This window comes from Fuscibacter oryzae (assembly GCF_016765795.1).
Classification (GTDB): domain Bacteria; phylum Pseudomonadota; class Alphaproteobacteria; order Rhodobacterales; family Rhodobacteraceae; genus Fuscibacter; species Fuscibacter oryzae.
The window spans coordinates 1-17525 of sequence record NZ_JAESVP010000002.1; the positions used below are offsets into that span (position 1 = coordinate 1).

The following is a 17525-nucleotide window of genomic DNA, read 5'->3' on the forward strand; positions in this document are numbered from 1 at the left end:
CCTGTTCCCTGATCATCCCGATAATCTGCGCCTCGGTGAAACGGCTTTTCCTCATGTCGTCTGCTCCTTCTCAGGTTGGGCAGACTCTACATCACAGCGAGGGAACTTCCGGGGGGCAGGTCAGGCCGCACGAGGGGCGCGGCCTTGGGGTTGTCTTCTCCACCCCATGGTTGGGGAAGGAGCAGAGGTTAAGCCTCTGCTGCCACGGCCGCATCCTCGGCCTCATCCACCGGGCTGGGGGTGATGGCAAAGCTGCGCAGGATGAAATCGGGCACATGTTCGCCCATGCCGACCACGCGGGCATCGTCGCGGCCACCACGATCATTGCCGCGCTCGTTCCGGTCGCGCCGATCATCACGACGGTCATCGCGGCGCGGCTCTGGCCGCTCGCTGCGCTCTGGGCGTGGTGTGCGTTGCTCCTCGGCCCGATCTTCGCGCGGCGGTGCGGTGACGCGGGCTTCTTCGCGGGGCGCACGCTCCTCACGGGCGGGACGGTCCTCGCGCGGGGTGTCGCGACGATCACCGCCACGGCTGCGGCTGCTGTCGCGGCCACCTTCGCGCCCGCCGCTGCGGGGCCGCCGCTCTTCGCGCGGGCGGTCGGGGCGGTCGCCCGCATCTTCCACAGCACCCTCGGGCACTGCGCCGCGCGGGATGGCCATTTTCACCAGCGATTCAATCGCGCCCAGATACTTGCCATCTGCCGGGGTGCAAAGTGAGAACGCCTTGCCCTGACGGCCTGCACGCCCGGTGCGCCCGATGCGGTGAACATAGTCTTCGGGGTGAGAGGGCAGGTCAAAGTTGAACACATGGCTGACAGCCGGAATATCCAAGCCCCGTGCCGCCACATCAGAGGCCACCAGAATCGTCAGCGACCCGTCACGGAACGAATCCAGCGTTTTGGTCCGCACGCTCTGCTCCAGATCGCCATGGATCGGGGCCGCGTTGAAGCCATGCGACTTCAGCGATTTGGCCACCACGTCCACATCCATCTTGCGGTTGCAGAACACGATGGCGTTGGTGCAAGCCTCACCCTCTGACCGGATCAGCGACCGCAGAACGGCCCGCTTTTCGGTAAAGCTGCGATCCTTGCGGCTGGGCGTGAACTCGAACAGCTTTTGCTCAATCGTGGTCGAGGTGGTGGCCTGACGGGCCACTTCCACCCGAACCGGATTGGTCAGGAAGGTGTTGGTGATGCGCTCGATCTCTGGCGCCATGGTGGCGCTGTAGAACATGGTCTGGCGGGTGAACGGCGTCAGTTGGAAGATCCGCTCGATATCGGGGATGAACCCCATGTCCAGCATCCGGTCAGCCTCATCCACCACCATGATCTGCACGCCGGTCAACAGCAGTTTGCCGCGTTCGAAATGATCCAGCAACCGGCCGGGGGTGGCGATCAGCACATCGACGCCGCGGTCGATCAGCTTATCCTGTTCGCCAAACGCCACGCCGCCGATCAGCAGCGCCTTGGTCAGCTTGGTATGCTTGGCATAGGTGTCGAAGTTTTCTGCGACCTGGGCGGCCAGTTCACGCGTCGGGCACAAGACAAGGCTGCGTGGCATCCGGGCGCGGGCGCGGCCCTGACCCAGAAGCGTGATCATCGGCAGCGAGAAGCTGGCGGTCTTGCCGGTGCCGGTCTGGGCGATGCCCAGAACGTCACGGCCCATCAGGGCGGGCGGGATGGCCTGCTCTTGAATCGGGGTGGGGGTTTCGTATCCGGTTTCCGACACGGCCTGAAGCACGCGCGGGTCCAGCGCAAGGTCTGCAAATTTGGTCATTAGCGTCCTGAATGTGCGGGATCGGCCCGCAAGAAAGGGGTGGGACGCTATGTTTCCGGGCGCCCCGGCGTCATCTGGCGCAACTTGCGCCTCCGCGCGCGATACCGGAAACGGCGGGCCGGGTCAAGCAAGGCTGCAATTCATGCGCGAGGTCAGGTATTCCTGACGATGCGTCAGGATGAGAATCGGGCTAAGAGCTTTGCATTGTCATAGGTGGTAGCAAGGTAAGGTTTCGGATTTCTCCCCAGTCTTTTATAGTTTGTTTTTTTGCCGGGGCCTTTACCCGGTTGTTGAAAGGGGCAGGGGGCCGTCAATTCTGACGACCCCCTGTTTCATTCCTGCAGCCGATGTTGTCACCGCCATGCGGTTAGATGTCGAATACCACGCCCTGCGCCAAGGGCAGGGTAGTGCCATAGTTGATCGTGTTGGTCGCGCGCCGCATATAGGCTTTCCAGGCGTCCGACCCGCTTTCGCGCCCGCCGCCGGTTTCCTTTTCGCCGCCGAAAGCGCCGCCGATCTCGGCACCCGAAGGGCCGATGTTGACGTTGGCAATACCGCAATCCGACCCGCGGGCCGACAGGAAGGCCTCGGCCTCGCGCATGTCATTGGTAAAGACCGAGGACGACAGGCCCTGCGGCACGGCGTTGTGCAGATCGAGCGCTGCGTCAAAGTCGCTGTATTTCATCACATAAAGGATGGGCGCGAAGGTTTCATGCACCACCGGCCCGGTTTGCGACGGCATTTCCACCAGCGCGGGACGGGCATATGCGCCACCAAGGCCAGTCACAACCTCGCCGCCATGCACCGTGCCGCCCGCAGCGCGGGCTTGATCCAGCGCCGCCTGCATGCCGTTCAGCGCGCCATCGTCAATCAGCGGGCCGACCAGAACGCCCTGCTCCAGCGGGTTGCCGACCTTGACTGACGCATAGGCCGCCTTCAGGCGCGGCAACAACGTGTCATAGACCGATTCGTGCAGGAACAGGCGGCGCAGCGTTGTGCAGCGCTGGCCCGCAGTGCCCATGGCGGCAAAGGCCAGCCCGCGCAGCGTGAGGTCAAGGCTTGCGGTCGGGCCGACGATGGCGGCGTTGTTGCCGCCCAGTTCCAGCAGACAGCGGCCAAAGCGCGCGGCGACCTTGGGGCCAACCTCGCGCCCCATGCGAGTCGAGCCGGTCGCGGACACCAGCGCCACGGCCGGGCTGTCCACCAGCGCCGCACCCGCCTCGCGCGCGCCAAGAACAGTGGTGGCAAGACCGGCGGGCGCATTGCCGCCCTCGGCGTTGAAGCGGGCGATGGCACGGTCCAGCGTGGCGGTGGCGGCCAAAGCCGAAAGGTTGGCCTTTTCCGACGGCTTCCACACCACCGCATTGCCGCACACCAGCGCCAGAGCCGTGTTCCACGACCAGACGGCGACCGGGAAGTTGAAGGCCGAAATCACGCCGACAACGCCAATCGGATGCCAGCTTTCCATCATGCGGTGGCTGGGGCGCTCGCTCGCGATGGTCAGGCCGTAAAGCTGACGCGACAGGCCAACGGCGAAATCGCAGATGTCAATCATCTCCTGCACTTCGCCCAGACCTTCCGAGGTGACCTTACCGACCTCGATCGACACCAGCTTGCCCAGATCGGCCTTGTGCGCGCGCAGCTCTTCGGCCCACAGACGCACCAACTCGCCGCGCTTTGGCCCCGGCACATTGCGCCAGTCCTTGAACGCCTTTTGTGCAGCGGCAATCGCGGCCTCAGTCCCGGCGCGGCCCTGATCGGCCACATGGGTCAGCACTTCGCCGGTAATGGGAGAGCGCGCGGGCATCGTGCCGGTGGTGGGTGTCACGCCCAGACGCGACAGGATGGACAGGGCTTCGGTAGACAGGGCATTCTGGGAAGACATTGCGGCCTCGCGTGCGAATTTTACGCAGTAAGCGCGCGCGCGACGCCGCGTTCAAGGGGGCATCATCGGTCCATGAGTTATAATGTGGGGGCTATGGCCCGGCCGGGAAGGTAAGTCAGGATAATCAAGGTTCTATCATCGGCGCCAAGGGGGACGCCTTATGACGAAATCTCATGCCTTTGCGCGGGCCTTCAGAACCGAAGGCCAAGGCGCAACGTGGTGGTGGACACGTTGAAATCAAACTGGGTTTCGCCGCCTTCGCCGGTCAGCGACCGGGCGGTATAGTCAATTCCGGCAAACACCTTGTCGGTGGCATTGACCTCTATTCCCACCCCGGCGTTAGGACCGGCGATGGTCTGCTTGCCGAAGGGAGCGTCAAAGTTCACCCAGGAATAACCAAGCGCGCCGTAAACCATGGTCCGGGTTCCCAGCGTGGTGCCGACGCGCAGCCGCAGATCGGTGATGCCGTTGAACGGCTTCTGGCCCAGCAGGCCGGAAAAGTCTGTGCATTGCAGGTGCCGCAACTCGGCACCGTAAACCAGCCGCCCGCGCTGTTGGTTGCGGCCCAGCGTGCCGCCCGTGCAAGTGCCATCCTCCAACTCGACATCCAGCCAGCCGGGGCCGGGGTTTTCGGTGCCGCTGCCCGAGGCGCGGCCCATGTCCAGCGCGCCATACCAGCCACCAAAGGCCCCCGGAATCGCAGCCGTTACTGCGGGTTTGGGGGCGGGGGCTTCCGCAATCGGCTCTACCACGCCGCCGGCCAGAACCGGCAGGGCAAAGAGCGACAGCAAAACCGACATTGTGATGGCACGGGTGAACATGACGACCTCAGGCAAAACGGGCAGTCTTTTGCCCCTGATTGCAGGTTAGGCGACCGAAATCGCCGTTTCTCCAGTGCTTTTATAAAAATTTTGGCGTTTCGGGCCTTATTTCGTGATGAGTGTCGCGCGGCTGCCGCGCCTTGTTCCGCAGCTACACGCGCTGATTGCGCAGCGCCGTCGGATGTATCGCGGGCTGCCATCCTGCTGCCAGAACCGCGATCAGCGGTGCAGGCGTCAGGACGCAAACCTGACTGTCGATCCACGGACGCGCTGCCTCATAGCCCAGCGGTGACCACGGCAGTAGCGTCTTGTCCAGAACCAGATGCGGGCGGTTCTGCCAAAGCACCATTGAACCATCAGGCAGACCTTGCGCGGGCCGCACCTGCCTTGGTCCCAGCCGCGCCAGATGCAGCGCGGCGTCAATCTGATCTACACTGGCCACGGGCCCATGCGCGTCCTGCCACGCGGCGCGGAACGCCAGATGATCGGCACGGCGGCATTCGGCACAGGGGCGGTGGCCTGCGGCGGTCGCCACCGCCTCATCCATGAAGAACAGTTCGGTATAATGACCGGGGCGCATCAACTGACGCTGCCGCGCTTTGAATGCGGTCAGGCAGGTGATCCACCGCCGAACCTGCCAATCCCGGCGCACCGCGCCTTGGTTGTCATGCAGGCAACCGCGATTGCCCATAAACATGCCCCGCGCCGGATGCGCAGTGATCGTGCCATCAGGAAAGACGCGGTTCCGCCGATGCGTTTGCAAACGGTTGCCTTTTTGCCGGACTGAGCGCGAAATGGGTGCGCGCAAACAGGAGGATGCCATGATTGAAAAACACGCAAGTGCCATCTGGTCCGGCAGTCTGAAAGAGGGCGGCGGCACGCTGACCACGCAAAGTGCCGCGCTGTCGGCCATGCCCTACACCTTCGCCAATCGGTTTGAAGACGGACGCGGCACCAACCCCGAGGAGTTGATCGGCGCGGCCCATGCCGGATGCTATGCCATGTTCCTATCGGCGCTTTTGTCAGGGGCGGGTGTCGTTCCTGACACGATCGAAGCCACCTCGACCATCAGCCTTGATCCTACCACCGAAGGCGGCCCCACGGTCAAGAAAGCCGCGCTGAAAGTGTCGGTCAAAGCCCCCACCGACGCCGCCGCAATCCGCGATTTCGCCGAAAAGGCCAAGGCAGGGTGCCCGATCTCGAAACTGCTGAAGGCAGAGGTCACGCTGGATCTGACGGTGCTTTAGGCACCTTCGGGATGGGCATATCTGCCCATCCTGCACAGATTACACCATCATTTCCTTGGTCGCCGAAAGCTTCAGTTCGGGGTGATCGCGTTCTACCCGGTCGATGTCCCATTTCAGGCGCGTCAGGTAAACCGTGTCGCCGTCGTTATCGATGGCGATATGGCCTTTGTTGACGTTCACAAACGCCTCTACCGCCGCCTTTGCCCCCGAAACCCAGCGGGCGCTGGTAAAGTTGCTGGGCTCAAACCGCACGGGCAGGGAATATTCCTGCTCGATCCGGCTGGCCAGCACCTCGAACTGCAACTGGCCGACGACGCCGACGATGAAGCCGCTGCCGATCATCGGCTTGAACACCTTCGCGGCGCCTTCCTCGGCAAACTGCATAAGCGCCTTTTCCAGATGCTTGGCCTTCAGCGGATCCAGCGCGCGCACGCCTGACAAAAGTTCCGGCGCGAAGGACGGAATTCCGGTGAAATGCAGCGCCTCGCCTTCGGTCAGCGCATCACCGATGCGCAACTGGCCGTGGTTCGGAATGCCGATGATGTCGCCGGCCCAGGCCTCTTCCGCCAGTTCGCGGTCTGCTGCCAGAAACATCACCGGGTTGGCGATAGCCATGGGCTTTTTGCTGCGCACATGGGTCAGCTTCATCCCCCGTTCGAAATGACCCGAGGCAAGGCGCACAAAGGCCACGCGGTCGCGGTGCTTGGCATCCATATTCGCCTGCACCTTGAAGACAAAGCCGGTCACCGGCTTTTCCTCGGCGCCGATCTGGCGCTCGGCAGCCTTTTGCGGCTGGGGCTCGGGGCCAAACTCGCCCATGCCGTCCATCAGTTCCTTGACCCCGAAAGAGTTGATGGCTGACCCGAACCAGATGGGCGTCATATGCCCTTCCAGCACCGATTGGCGGTTGAAGGTGGGCAAAAGTTCGCGCGCCATTTCAATCTCTTCGCGGAATTTCTTCAACAGGTCGGCAGGCACATGCTCTGCCAGTTTCGGGTCATCCAGCCCGTCAATCTTGATCGATTCCGCGACCTTGTTCCGGTCGGCGCGGTCCATGATTTCCAGCCGGTCATGCAGCAGGTCATAGGCGCCGACAAAGTCGCGGCCCATGCCGATGGGCCAGCTTGCCGGGGTGACATCAATCGCCAGATTCTCTTGAATCTCGTCGATGATTTCAAACGTATCGCGGCTTTCGCGGTCCATCTTGTTGCAAAAGGTCAGGATCGGCAGGTCGCGCAACCGGCAGACCTCAAACAGCTTGCGGGTCTGGCTTTCCACGCCCTTGGCCCCGTCAATCACCATGATCGCGGCATCCACGGCGGTCAGCGTGCGATAGGTATCCTCGGAAAAATCGCTGTGGCCGGGGGTGTCGACAAGGTTGAAGCGGTAGTGGCGGAAGTCGAACGACATGGCGCTGGCGGAAACCGAAATCCCGCGATCCGCCTCGATCTTCATAAAATCTGACCTTGTGCGCCGCGCCTCGCCCTTGGCGCGCACCTGTCCGGCCATCTGGATCGCGCCGCCGAACAGCAAGAACTTTTCGGTCAGCGTGGTTTTGCCGGCGTCGGGGTGCGAAATGATCGCAAAAGTCCGGCGGCGGGCGATTTCGGGCGGAAGGGTGGGGCGATTGTCCAGCATGGCGGCGCCTTAGCCGAAATCGGCGCTGGCGTCCACGGGGCAGAGGGGCCGCAGGCCCTAGCGCGGCTTGCGGCTGCGTCCGGCGATCAGCGTGGCGGGGCCAACACTGTCCAGAAAGGCGCGGCCCGCCTCGGTGCCGAAATGCTGGTTCTGGCTCAGGCCAGGAAACCGCGCCCGCACCTCTTCTGACAGTTCGGGCGGCAGGCGGTGCAGGGTGGTTTCGCTGACCATCAGGCTTTCGGCCGGAACCCCTTCGGCATAGATAATCTCGTGCCGGTCAAACACCAGGCTGAAGTAATCGGCAAAGCCGCCCTCGCGCACGAAAATCCGCTCGCCGTCCACCAGATGCCTGGCCTGCACCAGCAATTCGGACGTGGCCAGCCCCTCGGGCTTGCGGCGCTGATACAGGAACATGCGGTGATGCTGGCTGACGATCAGGTCGCCCGCATTGCCCAAGGTGCCCGCAGTGATCACCACCGGCGCAAAGGGGCCGACCGCGCGCAACGTGGCCTTGCCCACCCACAGCAGCGGCTGGCCGCCATGGTCGCGCGTCAGCACCCGGTCGCCGGGGCGCAGCGCCTCAATCGCGCGCTGCTCGCCCGTCGCAAGGGCAATCATCGTGCCGCGCAGGAACGACACGCACAACAGATCGGCCAGCCCGCTCGCCTCGGGCGCCGCCTCGGTCCGCACCAGTGTGTAATCGGTCTCCATCGCCATGGGCGACAAGGGCAGCACAAAGCGCCCGGCGCCGGGCAGCGACAGCAGCAGCAGCGATACCCGGTCGCCGGGGTCGCCCATCAGGTCATACCGCGCCTCGATGGTCACAGGATCTCCGGGGTGGCCCACCATGCTGCCCGCCGCAATGCGCTGGCCCGCTATGGGGTGGCTTTCCACGACCAGCCGCAGCGGCTGATGGTCGGGGTCGATCTGATAGATGTCACCGGCACACACCTCGTCCGGGCCAGCCATACCCTCGCCCTGATTGACCCCAAGCGAGACGAAAATGTCATCAGCCACCAGAACCTGGCAGGCCTGGGTAGGCAGGGGCGAGTCTGGCGTGTCGCGGGTCATAGGGCGGCTTTAGGGCTAAGGGCGGTGTCGCTCAAGATGAATTGAGGAAACAGACCGGCTTGAGGCCGCCGCCAAGCCCCATTAGCCTGCCCGCAACTCAAGCAGGAGACGGCAGATGGATCTGGGCATCAAGGGCAAGACGGCGCTGGTCACGGCCAGTTCCAAGGGCTTGGGGCGGGGCTGCGCCGAGGCGCTGGCCGCGGCAGGGGTGAACCTTGTCCTCAACGCCCGCGGGGCCGAGGCGCTGGAGACGACGGCGGCCGTGATCCGCGCCGCCCATGGCGTGCAGGTCACAACCGTCGCGGGCGACATAACCACCGAAAAGGGCCGCGCAAGGGTGCTGGCCGCCGCCGCAGGCGCCGACATTCTGGTGACCAACGCCGGTGGCCCGCCCCCCGGCCTGTGGAGCGACTGGAGCCGCGATGATTTCATCCGTGCGCTGGATGCCAATATGCTGACCCCCATCGCGCTGATGCAGGCGCTGCTGCCGGGGATGATCGGGCGCAAGTGGGGGAGGGTGGTCAACATCACCAGCCAGTCGGTCAAAGGCCCCATCGCGCAACTTGGCCTGTCCAATGCCGCGCGCGCCGGGCTGACCGGCTTTGTCGCGGGCACCTCGCGGCAGGTGGCCGAACATGGCGTGACGATCAACAACATGCTGCCCGGCATCCATGACACCGACCGCGCCACCGCGCTGGACAGTGGGGTGATCAAGGCCAAGGGCATCACCATGGATCAGGCCCGCGCCGAGCGCGCCGCCACCATCCCCGCCCGCCGCTATGGCACTTCGGCGGAATTCGGCGCGATGTGCGCGTTTCTCTGCTCGGCCCATGCCGGGTTCATCGTGGGGCAGAACATCCTGCTGGACGGCGGCGCCACCAACGTCACGCTTTGAGGGCCGCGCCCTGCACCTTCCCCTTCTCTAAATATCCTCGGGGGGTGCGGGGGGGCGAAGCGCCCCCGCTTCTTCGGCCAAACCCGCGCGTCCCGGCTTGAACGGCGCGCGTGGGCCTGCTAACCCAATCCCGATGAATTCTGTCGGAAACCCTGCGCCAGCCCCGGCCCCGCGGCTTGAAATCCGCAACCTCACCCGGTCTTTCGCCGGGCGGGCGGTGGTGGATGATGTGTCTCTGACGGTGGCGGCGGGGCAGGTGACCTGCCTGTTGGGGCCATCGGGCTGCGGCAAATCCACCACCTTGCGGATGATCGCGGGGGTCGAAACCCCGGATTCGGGCCAGATCGTGATTGATGGCGCGCCGGTCTTTGCCAATGGGCTGGCCCTGCCGCCTGAACGGCGCGGCGTGGGCCTGATGTTTCAGGATTTCGCGCTGTTCCCCCATCTGACCGTTGCCGACAATATCGCCTTTGGCCTGACCGCTGCCCGAGAGGCCAAGGCCCGCCGGGTGGATGAGTTGCTGGAGCGGGTCAACCTGACCGGCTTTGGCCCCAAGCATCCCCATCAACTTTCGGGCGGCGAGCAGCAGCGCGTCGCGCTGGCGCGCGCCCTTGCCCCGCGCCCCCGCGTCATGCTGATGGATGAACCGTTTTCCGGCCTTGATAACCGCCTGCGCGACGGCATCCGCGATGCCACGCTGGAGGTGCTGAAAGACGAAGGCGCTGCGGTTCTTCTGGTTACGCATGAACCTGATGAGGCGATGCGCATGGCCGACGAGATCGCGCTGATGCGGGCCGGACGGGTGGTGCAGCAGGGCGCGCCCTATAACATCTACAACAATCCGGTGGACCGGGCGGCGGCGGCGTTTTTCAGCGATATCAACGTGATCCGCGCCGAATCGCGCGGGGCGCTGACCGTGACGCCTTTTGGTGAGTTCCTTACGCCGGGTCATGCCGATGGTGCGCCGGTTGAAATCGTGATCCGGCCGCAGCATCTGAAGATTGACTTTGACCGCGCCGGGCGCGGCCCCAATCCAACGCCGATGGATGGCACGCCCGCGCGCGGTATCGTGCAACGCGCCCGCTTTTTGGGCCGCGAAAGCCTGGTCGAGTTCCGTATGGAGTTCGGCGGCCTGGTGCTGACGGCCTCTGTTCCCGGCGTCTTCTTGCCCAAGCCCGGCACTGCGCTGTGGTTGATGATCCGGCGCGACAGGTGTTTTGTCTTTCCGGCCTAGGGCTTGGCGTCTGACCGTCGGAAGCGGGAGGGCACACCCCCGCACGCCGTGTGATATTTATGCCAGTATGAAAGCCTAGCGGTCTTTCCAGTCCGCCAGCCGTTTTCCGGCCTCGACCGGAAATGTCTCGCCGGTCGCGATCAACCCGACGATCCGGTCCAGCCGGTAGGTCTGAAAATCGCCCCGCGCCTCGCACCAGGCCAAGAGAACCCAGGTCTTGCCACGCCGTTCGGTTTTCAGCGGGCGGATGTCCTGATGGCTTTCGCGGCCAAGCGCGTCGATATGGCTGACTGACAGGCGTTCACGCGCCTTTATGGCGGCGCGGATCAGCGGCAGGTGCGGCGTGGCGCGGGTTTGCGGATGGGGGCGCGGTGCGAACAGGCCCTGCGGATCGGCTTGCGCCGGGGCAGGGGTGACGGCGGCGATCTTGGCCGCCAGATTGCGCGCGGCCTGTGCCAGATCGGCGTCCGTCGCCTCTGCCACCAGCGCCAGACCTGCGCGCAAGGCATCAAGCTCGCGGCCGTTCAGCATCAGGGGTGGCAAGGTGGTAGGCGCACGCAGGATGTAGCCCACGCCGCGCTCTCCTTCCAACGGCAGGCCCGAGGCCATCAGCGTGCCCATGTCGCGCCAGATGGTGCGGACCGACACGCCCAACCGCACTGCCAGTTCGGCGGCACGGTGCAGCCGCCCGTCGCGCAGGATCTCCATCGCGTCATAAAGGCGGTCGGTGCGGGGCATGGTGCATGACTTACTGACAGATAGCTGTCAGCTAGCACCGTTTCCGGCTCTGGGAAAGGCTGTTGTCCGCCGGGTTATGGGCCTAGTCTGGTGTAAACCCCTATTCAGGAAACACCGTCATGCACCTCAGCCCCATGCACCTGCTTATCGTTGCCATTGTCGTTCTGGTCCTGTTCGGACGCGGCAAGGTTTCGTCCCTGATGGGAGAGTTCGGCAAAGGCATCACCGCCTTCAAGAAGGGCGTCGCCGAGGGTAAGGAAGAGCTGGAGAAAGAAGCCAGCACCCAGCCGCGCGACGTGACCCCCCCGACCGAAGCGGGCAAGGACAAGGTCTGATCCGGCAGAAATCCGCGGGTAGGCGCGATGTTCGGGGATATCGGCTGGGCCGAGATGCTGTTGATCGGCATCGTCGCCCTTATCGTCATCGGGCCGCAGGATCTGCCCGACATGTTCCGCCAGATTGGCCGGTTCACCGCCAAGCTGCGGCAGATGTCGCGCGAGTTTTCCCGCGCGATGGAGCAGGCGGCCAATGAATCGGGCGTCAAGGACGTGGCGCGCGATGTGACAAACCTGACCAGCCCCAAAAGCATGGGGCTGGATGCGGTGAAAACCGCCGCCGACCGCTTTGAAAAGTGGGATCCGCTGAAGAACGCGGCCACGCCGACCAAACCGATCACGGCACAGACCATCAAGGGGCCGACACCGCCCGAAGGGTCGATTGCGGCACCTCCGGCGCCGGCAGCCCCTGTTGTGCCCTCGGTGCCGGTCGGCCCGGCAACCCAGGCCGAATATGACAAGAAGGCTGCCAAGGCCGCCATTCTGCGCGACACCACCGCGCGGCTGAAGGCGATTGATGCGGGCGAAGCCGCAGCCGCAGCCCCTGCACCCAAGACGCGTGCGCCCCGCAAGAAGGCCGAACCCGCCGTTGTCATCACCGCCGAAGCCGCGCCCGAGAAAAAGCCCCGCGCCCCGCGTAAAAAGAAGGCTGACACCGAATGACCAACGCAGCCGACCCGATCGAGGAAAGCGCGGCACCGCTGATCGAACACCTCAAAGAGCTGCGCACCCGGCTGCTGGTTTCCATAGGGGCCTTTGCGGTGGCCTGCTGTCTTGGCTATCTCTTGTGGAAGGATGTCTTTCACATCCTGTCGCTGCCGATGTGCCATGCTATGTCGGAATTCGGGCAAAAGTGCCAGTTCCTGCTGATCAAGCTGCAAGAAGGCTTTTCGGTTGCAATCAAGATCTCGGTCTGGGCGGGCTTTGCCATGTCTTTCCCGGTGATCGGGCTGCAATTGTGGCGGTTTGTGGCGCCGGGGCTGTATAAATCGGAAAAGCAGGCCTTCCTGCCCTTCATGATCGCTTCGCCGGTCATGTTCATCGCGGGGGCGGCCTTTGCCTATTATCTGATCCTGCCGGGTGCCTTCCATTTCTTCCTGTCCTATCAACAGGACTTTGCGTCGGCGATGAACAACGAACTGCCCGCCGCCGACACCAAGGGCGCGTTCGAAGCGCTGCCCAGCGGTGTGATCTATCAAGGGTCGGTCGAAAGTTTCCTGTCGCTGACGATGAACTTTGTGCTGGCCTTTGGACTGTGCTTCCAACTGCCGGTTCTGCTGACGCTTATGGGCAAGGCCGGGCTGATTTCGGCCAAGGGGATGCGGTCCACCCGCAAATATGCGGTGGTGGCCATCTTGTCGTTGGCCGCCGTGGTTACCCCACCCGATGTTCTTAGCCAGTTGATCATGTTCTTTGCCGTCTATCCCTTGTATGAAGCCTCGATCTGGCTGGTCGCCCGGTTCGAGCGTCAGCGTGAGGCGCAGATGCGCGCCGATGGCACCTGGGTTGATGACGAAGAGGACGAATGACTGACCCCTTGATACGCATTGCCGAGGCGCTGGAGCGGTTGGCCCCAGCGCCTTTGGCCGCACCCGATTTCACCGCCGCCGCCTTTGCCTGGCACACCGGGCCAGACCGTCTGGAACCTGTGGCTCGTGTGGCGCGCGTGGATATTGGCCTGTTGATCGGGGTGGACCGGTCGCGCGATACGCTGCTGGCCAACACCCGCCATTTCGCCGCCGGTCTGCCTGCGAACAACGCGCTCTTGTGGGGCGCGCGGGGCATGGGAAAATCGTCACTGGTCAAGGCGGTGCATGCCCAGATCCGGGCCGAGGGGCATGACCTGAAAATCGTGGAACTAAGCCGCGAAGACCTGCCTTCGGTGCAGCGCCTGCTTGCTGTCTTGCGTGGCAGCGACAAGCGGTTTTTGCTGTTTTGCGATGACCTGTCGTTCAGCCATGACGATCAGCATTACAAAAGCCTGAAGGCGGTGCTGGATGGCGGGATTGAGGGGCGGCCCGAGAATGTCCTTCTCTACGCCACCTCGAATCGCCGCCACCTGATGCCGCGCGACATGATTGAAAACGAACGCTCCACCGCGATCAGCCCCGGCGAAGCGGTGGAGGAAAAGGTCTCGCTTTCCGACCGTTTCGGGCTGTGGCTGGGCTTTCATCCGTGTAGTCAGGATGAATATCTTGACATGATCCGCGGCTATTGTGCGTCATATCATGTGCCGGTGGCCGAGGATGAGATGCGCGCCGAGGCCATTGAATGGCAGGCGACGCGCGGGTCCCGTTCGGGGCGCGTCGCGTGGCAATTCTTCTGCGACCTGGCGGCGCGGAAGGGTGTTCGCGTCGGCTGACCGCCTGATTTTTCTTGACGGGCCAAAGGCCCGAGGACCCCATGATTACTGAAGTTCTGATCGTCGTTGTGCTGATTGTCGTCAACGGTGTGCTGGCCTTGTCTGAACTGGCCATCGTTTCGGCCCGGCCCGCCCGGCTGAAACCGCTGGAGGGCAAAAGCCGTGGTGCCGCCGCTGCCCTGCGGTTGGGCGAAAATCCGGGGCGGTTCCTCTCTACGGTACAGATCGGTATCACGCTGGTCGGTGTTCTGTCGGGTGCCTTTTCCGGGGCCACGCTGGGCAACCGGCTGGCGCAGTTTCTGGCGTCAAAAGGGGTGGATGCCGACTGGGCCTCTACCCTTGGCGTCGGCAGCGTGGTGGTACTGATCACCTATGTCTCATTGATCGTGGGCGAACTGGTGCCCAAGCAGCTTGCCCTGCGCAACCCCGAAGGGCTGGCGATCCGCATGGCGCCTGCGATGGTCGTGCTGTCCAAGGTGGCGGCCCCTGTGGTGTGGTTTCTGGACCGTTCCGGCAGGCTGGTCTTGTGGCTGATGGGCCAGCGTGAGGACAATTCGAACCGCGTGACCGAGGAAGAGGTGCATACCATCCTGTCCGAGGCACATGAGGGCGGCGTGATCGAAACCGAGGAACGCGCGATGATATCGGGCGTGATGCGGTTTTCCGACCGCAGCGCCAAGGCCCTTATGACGCCGCGCCGCGATGTCGAGATGATCGACCTAGAGATGACCTCGGCCGAAGCCGTGGCCGCCCTGCGCCGCATTGGCCGCCCGCGCATTCCGGTACAGAACCGCGAGACGGGCGAGGTTGTGGGCATCATCCGGCTGGCCGATGCCTTTGTGGCCGTCTCCAAGCGCGAGGCGCTGGACGTGAAGGCGCTCCTGCAAGATGTGCCGGTGGTCTCTGACCGGACCGACGCGCTGGATGTGCTGGATATCCTGAAGAAATCCGATGACTCGGTGGCGCTGGTCTATGATGAATACGGCCATTTCGAAGGGCTGATCACATCCGGCGACGTGCTGGAGGCGATTACCGGCGCGATGGACACCGGCGACGATGAGGAACCGGCGATGATCACCCGTGATGACGGTTCCATGCTGGTGGCGGGCTGGATGGCGGCGGATGAGTTCTGCGACCGCCTTGGCCTGTCGCGCGATCTGGCGGGCGATTATGATACGGTGGCGGGCCTTGTCCTGCACCAAATGCGCCGCCTGCCTGGCCTTGGCGAAAGCTTCACTGTGGCGGGCCACCGGTTTGAGGTGATCGATCTTGACGGCTTGCGGATCGACAAGGTGCTTGTCTCGGCAGTTTAGGTCACACTGCCCCTTGCACCCCATGGGCCGGGCAGTGTAAGCCCGCGCCGGGGGCGGTTAGCTCAGTTGGTAGAGCGTCTCGTTTACACCGAGAATGTCGGGGGTTCGAGTCCCTCACCGCCCACCATTCCCCTTTTTGCGATGCACAGCACAAGCGGCGACAGTCAGCAGGGTGCCGCCTGCGCCCTTTGGCCAGCCCCGTTTGGTCGTTTTCAGATGCAAGTTTTGTCGTGGATGAGCGGCCTGCCGTGATTCGTTTCCATGCTGGAAACAGCGCGTCGCGCTGTATCCGCTGGGTTGATCTGGACAATCCAAGATTGTGGCTGGGCAAGATTGATTCTTCGTCAAGATGCAAAATTTGGGCAAAAATAAGGCCGCGCTTGATCGGTAATGCGGCGACCCGCATAGTCCTTCACAAGGGTGTGTAATGTATGCGCCATATAGGGAAGAGAGGTTTGACAATGAAATATTCCAAACTTGCTACTGCTTTGGCGCTGTCGGTTGCGATGGGTGCCGGGATCAATTCTGTAAGCGCCGCCACGATCGACACGACGATCAAATTTGACGCACCGGTGACGGCTCCGTTGAACCTGGTCGAAGATTCGCCGGGCATCGTCAATGACAGTAAATGCACCAGCCCGCTCGGCTCGTCGGCACCCTGCCTGAAGGTGAACACCGTTGGCGCCGCAGTCCTGTCGATTGCTGCCCCGCTGACCTTTTCTATCAGCTCTTTCTGGTTCGAGCTGAATGGCAAGGGGGATGACATGCTTGTGACGACAAGCAAGGGTGTTCTGTCTCTGCTTGAAAGCGTCTATGGTCACAACAATGACGGCGCTGTTTACGATACCAGCGCGTTGGCAGCCTTCCAGGACATCACCTACATTTCCTTCATCATGTCTTGCCCGCCGGGAGAGGACAAGAAGGACAAGAAAGTCAAAGATGATGGCCCTGCCTGTGCGGGAACCGGCCTCGTTGACAACATCAAGCTCTCCTATGACGACGGCAAGCCGGATGATCCGTCGCCGGTTCCGGTTCCTGCTGCGGGCCTGATGCTGGTCGGTGCGCTGGGTGGTCTGACCGCCTTGCGTCGTCGCAAGACCGCTGCCTGATCCAGATAGTTACATGATATTTGCAGGCGGTCCCACGGGGCCGCCTGTTTTCATTCTCGCATGTCGCTTGCCCCTACCGCACGGGTCTTGTGCATCCATGCCGGTTGCTTCCTGCGCCAAAGACCCCATCCTAGGGGAAACCAAAGGAGGCCGCGATGAGCTGGAACCCCGCGCTAGACCCAACCATTCCGATCGGCGATCAGGTCGATACCATTGAGGCGGTCATCATCCCCCGTGCCCGTGATCTTGGCGGGTTCGAGGTGCGCCGCGCCTTGCCCTCGGCGCAGCGGCAGATGGTTGGCCCGTTCATCTTTTTCGACCAGATGGGTCCGGCCGAATTCCTGACGGGGCAGGGCATCGACGTGCGCCCGCACCCCCATATCGGCCTGTCCACCGTGACCTATCTGCTGAAAGGCCAGATGCACCACCGCGACAGTCTGGGCACCGATGCCTGGATCACGCCCGGAGAGGTGAACCTGATGGTCGCGGGCAATGGCATCACCCACTCCGAACGCACCGACGGCGCGGTGCGGCAGGCCCCCCATACGATGTTCGGCCTGCAAACTTGGCTGGCGCTGCCCAAGGCCAACGAAGATGACCCCGCCGCCTTCCACAACGCCCATGCCAGCGCCCTGCCCGAGTTGGAGGGCGAGGGCAAGCATGTCCGCCTGATTCTCGGCTCTGGCTGGGGCGAAACCGCCCCCGTGCCGCTGCATTCCGAAACCATCTATGCCGATGCCACCCTTGCGCCCGGCGCGTCGCTGCCCTTGCCCGACAATCACGAAGACCGCGGCATCTATGTGCTAAAGGGCGAGGTGACCGTGGGCGGCCAAACCTTCCCTGCCGGGCAAATGCTGGTCTTCCGCCCCGGTGACCGCGTGTCGGTCAAGGCTGGGGGCGAAGGCGCCCGCCTGATGGTGCTGGGCGGCGCGACGATGGACGGCCCCCGACATATCTGGTGGAACTTCGTCGCCTCGTCCAAAGACCGCATCGACGCCGCGAAAGAGGCCTGGCGGGCAGGAGATTGGGCGCATGGTCGATTCCATCTGCCGCCAAATGACAATGCAGAGTTCATCCCGGCACCGGAGCGGTAAATGCCGGG

At 63.5% G+C, this 17525-nt stretch carries 17 protein-coding genes and 1 tRNA gene; 11 read left to right on the plus strand and 7 right to left on the minus strand.

Annotated features, from left to right (window positions below):
* Window positions 1-188: 188 nt before the first annotated feature.
* The 4 genes from JI744_RS03155 to JI744_RS03170 form a co-directional block, all read right to left on the minus strand.
* Entirely contained in the window at window positions 189-1775 is a 1587-nt protein-coding gene (locus JI744_RS03155) for a DEAD/DEAH box helicase (RefSeq protein ID WP_202658254.1), read from the minus strand.
* Between the two features lie 367 nt (window positions 1776-2142).
* Window positions 2143-3582 (minus strand): L-piperidine-6-carboxylate dehydrogenase, encoded by a 1440-nt coding sequence (amaB, locus tag JI744_RS03160; protein ID WP_407927505.1) that lies wholly within the window; start codon window positions 3580-3582, stop codon window positions 2143-2145.
* A 269-nt stretch (window positions 3583-3851) separates the two neighbouring features.
* Window positions 3852-4481 carry an outer membrane protein gene (locus JI744_RS03165; RefSeq protein WP_202658256.1) on the minus strand — a complete coding sequence of 210 codons (630 nt, stop codon included), beginning with the start codon at window positions 4479-4481 and terminating at the stop codon, window positions 3852-3854.
* A 151-nt stretch (window positions 4482-4632) separates the two neighbouring features.
* Complete coding sequence (locus tag JI744_RS03170) at window positions 4633-5178, minus strand: hypothetical protein (protein ID WP_202658257.1); 546 nt, start codon at window positions 5176-5178, stop codon at window positions 4633-4635.
* A 124-nt stretch (window positions 5179-5302) separates the two neighbouring features.
* On the opposite strand from JI744_RS03170, the gene JI744_RS03175 reads away from it, so the two are divergent.
* Complete coding sequence (locus tag JI744_RS03175) at window positions 5303-5728, plus strand: OsmC family peroxiredoxin (protein WP_202658258.1); 426 nt, start codon at window positions 5303-5305, stop codon at window positions 5726-5728.
* Between the two features lie 39 nt (window positions 5729-5767).
* On the opposite strand, the gene JI744_RS03180 is transcribed toward JI744_RS03175, so the two are convergent.
* A complete protein-coding gene (locus JI744_RS03180) occupies window positions 5768-7366 on the minus strand; it encodes a peptide chain release factor 3 (protein ID WP_202658259.1) in 1599 nt (532 codons plus the stop codon).
* Window positions 7367-7423: 57 nt separating this feature from the next.
* A complete protein-coding gene (locus JI744_RS03185; protein WP_202658260.1) occupies window positions 7424-8437 on the minus strand; it encodes a Hint domain-containing protein in 1014 nt (337 codons plus the stop codon).
* Between the two features lie 115 nt (window positions 8438-8552).
* Between JI744_RS03185 and JI744_RS03190 the strand changes: the two genes are divergently transcribed.
* A complete protein-coding gene (locus JI744_RS03190; protein WP_202658261.1) occupies window positions 8553-9332 on the plus strand; it encodes an SDR family oxidoreductase in 780 nt (259 codons plus the stop codon).
* Between the two features lie 133 nt (window positions 9333-9465).
* Window positions 9466-10566 carry an ABC transporter ATP-binding protein gene (locus JI744_RS03195; RefSeq protein ID WP_202658262.1) on the plus strand — a complete coding sequence of 367 codons (1101 nt, stop codon included), beginning with the start codon at window positions 9466-9468 and terminating at the stop codon, window positions 10564-10566.
* Between the two features lie 75 nt (window positions 10567-10641).
* On the opposite strand, the gene JI744_RS03200 is transcribed toward JI744_RS03195, so the two are convergent.
* Window positions 10642-11304: a helix-turn-helix transcriptional regulator gene (locus JI744_RS03200; protein WP_202658263.1), complete on the minus strand. Its 663-nt coding sequence runs from the start codon at window positions 11302-11304 to the stop codon at window positions 10642-10644.
* Between the two features lie 119 nt (window positions 11305-11423).
* Here JI744_RS03200 and tatA point away from each other — a divergent pair, with 119 nt between their 5' ends.
* From tatA to JI744_RS03240, 8 genes are all read left to right on the plus strand, one after another.
* On the plus strand, window positions 11424-11639 hold the full coding sequence (tatA, locus tag JI744_RS03205; protein WP_202658264.1) for a twin-arginine translocase TatA/TatE family subunit: 216 nt from the start codon (window positions 11424-11426) through the stop codon (window positions 11637-11639).
* A gap of 27 nt (window positions 11640-11666) precedes the next feature.
* On the plus strand, window positions 11667-12302 hold the full coding sequence (tatB, locus tag JI744_RS19380; protein ID WP_202658265.1) for a Sec-independent protein translocase protein TatB: 636 nt from the start codon (window positions 11667-11669) through the stop codon (window positions 12300-12302).
* Window positions 12299-13168, plus strand: a complete 870-nt coding sequence (tatC, locus tag JI744_RS03215) for a twin-arginine translocase subunit TatC (RefSeq protein WP_202658266.1) — start codon at window positions 12299-12301, stop codon at window positions 13166-13168. The genes tatB and tatC overlap by 4 nt, the downstream gene beginning before the upstream one ends.
* Window positions 13165-14001 carry an ATP-binding protein gene (locus JI744_RS03220; protein ID WP_202658267.1) on the plus strand — a complete coding sequence of 279 codons (837 nt, stop codon included), beginning with the start codon at window positions 13165-13167 and terminating at the stop codon, window positions 13999-14001. Before tatC ends, JI744_RS03220 begins: the two co-directional genes overlap by 4 nt.
* Before the next feature lie 41 nt (window positions 14002-14042).
* Window positions 14043-15314 (plus strand): hemolysin family protein, encoded by a 1272-nt coding sequence (locus tag JI744_RS03225; protein WP_202658268.1) that lies wholly within the window; start codon window positions 14043-14045, stop codon window positions 15312-15314.
* Window positions 15315-15365: 51 nt separating this feature from the next.
* Window positions 15366-15441, plus strand: a tRNA-Val gene (locus JI744_RS03230).
* Window positions 15442-15775: 334 nt separating this feature from the next.
* Window positions 15776-16423 carry a VPLPA-CTERM sorting domain-containing protein gene (locus JI744_RS03235; protein WP_202658269.1) on the plus strand — a complete coding sequence of 216 codons (648 nt, stop codon included), beginning with the start codon at window positions 15776-15778 and terminating at the stop codon, window positions 16421-16423.
* Between the two features lie 155 nt (window positions 16424-16578).
* A complete protein-coding gene (locus JI744_RS03240) occupies window positions 16579-17517 on the plus strand; it encodes a pirin family protein (RefSeq protein ID WP_202658270.1) in 939 nt (312 codons plus the stop codon).
* Window positions 17518-17525: the final 8 nt, after the last annotated feature.

Excerpts from the sequence above, each read along its gene's own strand:
- JI744_RS03155 (WP_202658254.1), bottom strand. The coding sequence starts at position 1,775 with ATGACCAAATTTGCAGACCTTGCGCTGGACCCGCGCGTGCTTCAGGCC.
- amaB (WP_407927505.1), bottom strand. The coding sequence starts at position 3,582 with ATGCCCGCGCGCTCTCCCATTACCGGCGAAGTGCTGACCCATGTGGCC.
- JI744_RS03165 (WP_202658256.1), bottom strand. The coding sequence starts at position 4,481 with ATGTTCACCCGTGCCATCACAATGTCGGTTTTGCTGTCGCTCTTTGCC.
- JI744_RS03170 (WP_202658257.1), bottom strand. The coding sequence starts at position 5,178 with ATGTTTATGGGCAATCGCGGTTGCCTGCATGACAACCAAGGCGCGGTG.
- JI744_RS03175 (WP_202658258.1), top strand. The coding sequence starts at position 5,303 with ATGATTGAAAAACACGCAAGTGCCATCTGGTCCGGCAGTCTGAAAGAG.
- JI744_RS03180 (WP_202658259.1), bottom strand. The coding sequence starts at position 7,366 with ATGCTGGACAATCGCCCCACCCTTCCGCCCGAAATCGCCCGCCGCCGG.
- JI744_RS03185 (WP_202658260.1), bottom strand. The coding sequence starts at position 8,437 with ATGACCCGCGACACGCCAGACTCGCCCCTGCCTACCCAGGCCTGCCAG.
- JI744_RS03190 (WP_202658261.1), top strand. The coding sequence starts at position 8,553 with ATGGATCTGGGCATCAAGGGCAAGACGGCGCTGGTCACGGCCAGTTCC.
- JI744_RS03195 (WP_202658262.1), top strand. The coding sequence starts at position 9,466 with ATGAATTCTGTCGGAAACCCTGCGCCAGCCCCGGCCCCGCGGCTTGAA.
- JI744_RS03200 (WP_202658263.1), bottom strand. The coding sequence starts at position 11,304 with ATGCCCCGCACCGACCGCCTTTATGACGCGATGGAGATCCTGCGCGAC.
- tatA (WP_202658264.1), top strand. The coding sequence starts at position 11,424 with ATGCACCTCAGCCCCATGCACCTGCTTATCGTTGCCATTGTCGTTCTG.
- tatB (WP_202658265.1), top strand. The coding sequence starts at position 11,667 with ATGTTCGGGGATATCGGCTGGGCCGAGATGCTGTTGATCGGCATCGTC.
- tatC (WP_202658266.1), top strand. The coding sequence starts at position 12,299 with ATGACCAACGCAGCCGACCCGATCGAGGAAAGCGCGGCACCGCTGATC.
- JI744_RS03220 (WP_202658267.1), top strand. The coding sequence starts at position 13,165 with ATGACTGACCCCTTGATACGCATTGCCGAGGCGCTGGAGCGGTTGGCC.
- JI744_RS03225 (WP_202658268.1), top strand. The coding sequence starts at position 14,043 with ATGATTACTGAAGTTCTGATCGTCGTTGTGCTGATTGTCGTCAACGGT.
- JI744_RS03235 (WP_202658269.1), top strand. The coding sequence starts at position 15,776 with ATGAAATATTCCAAACTTGCTACTGCTTTGGCGCTGTCGGTTGCGATG.
- JI744_RS03240 (WP_202658270.1), top strand. The coding sequence starts at position 16,579 with ATGAGCTGGAACCCCGCGCTAGACCCAACCATTCCGATCGGCGATCAG.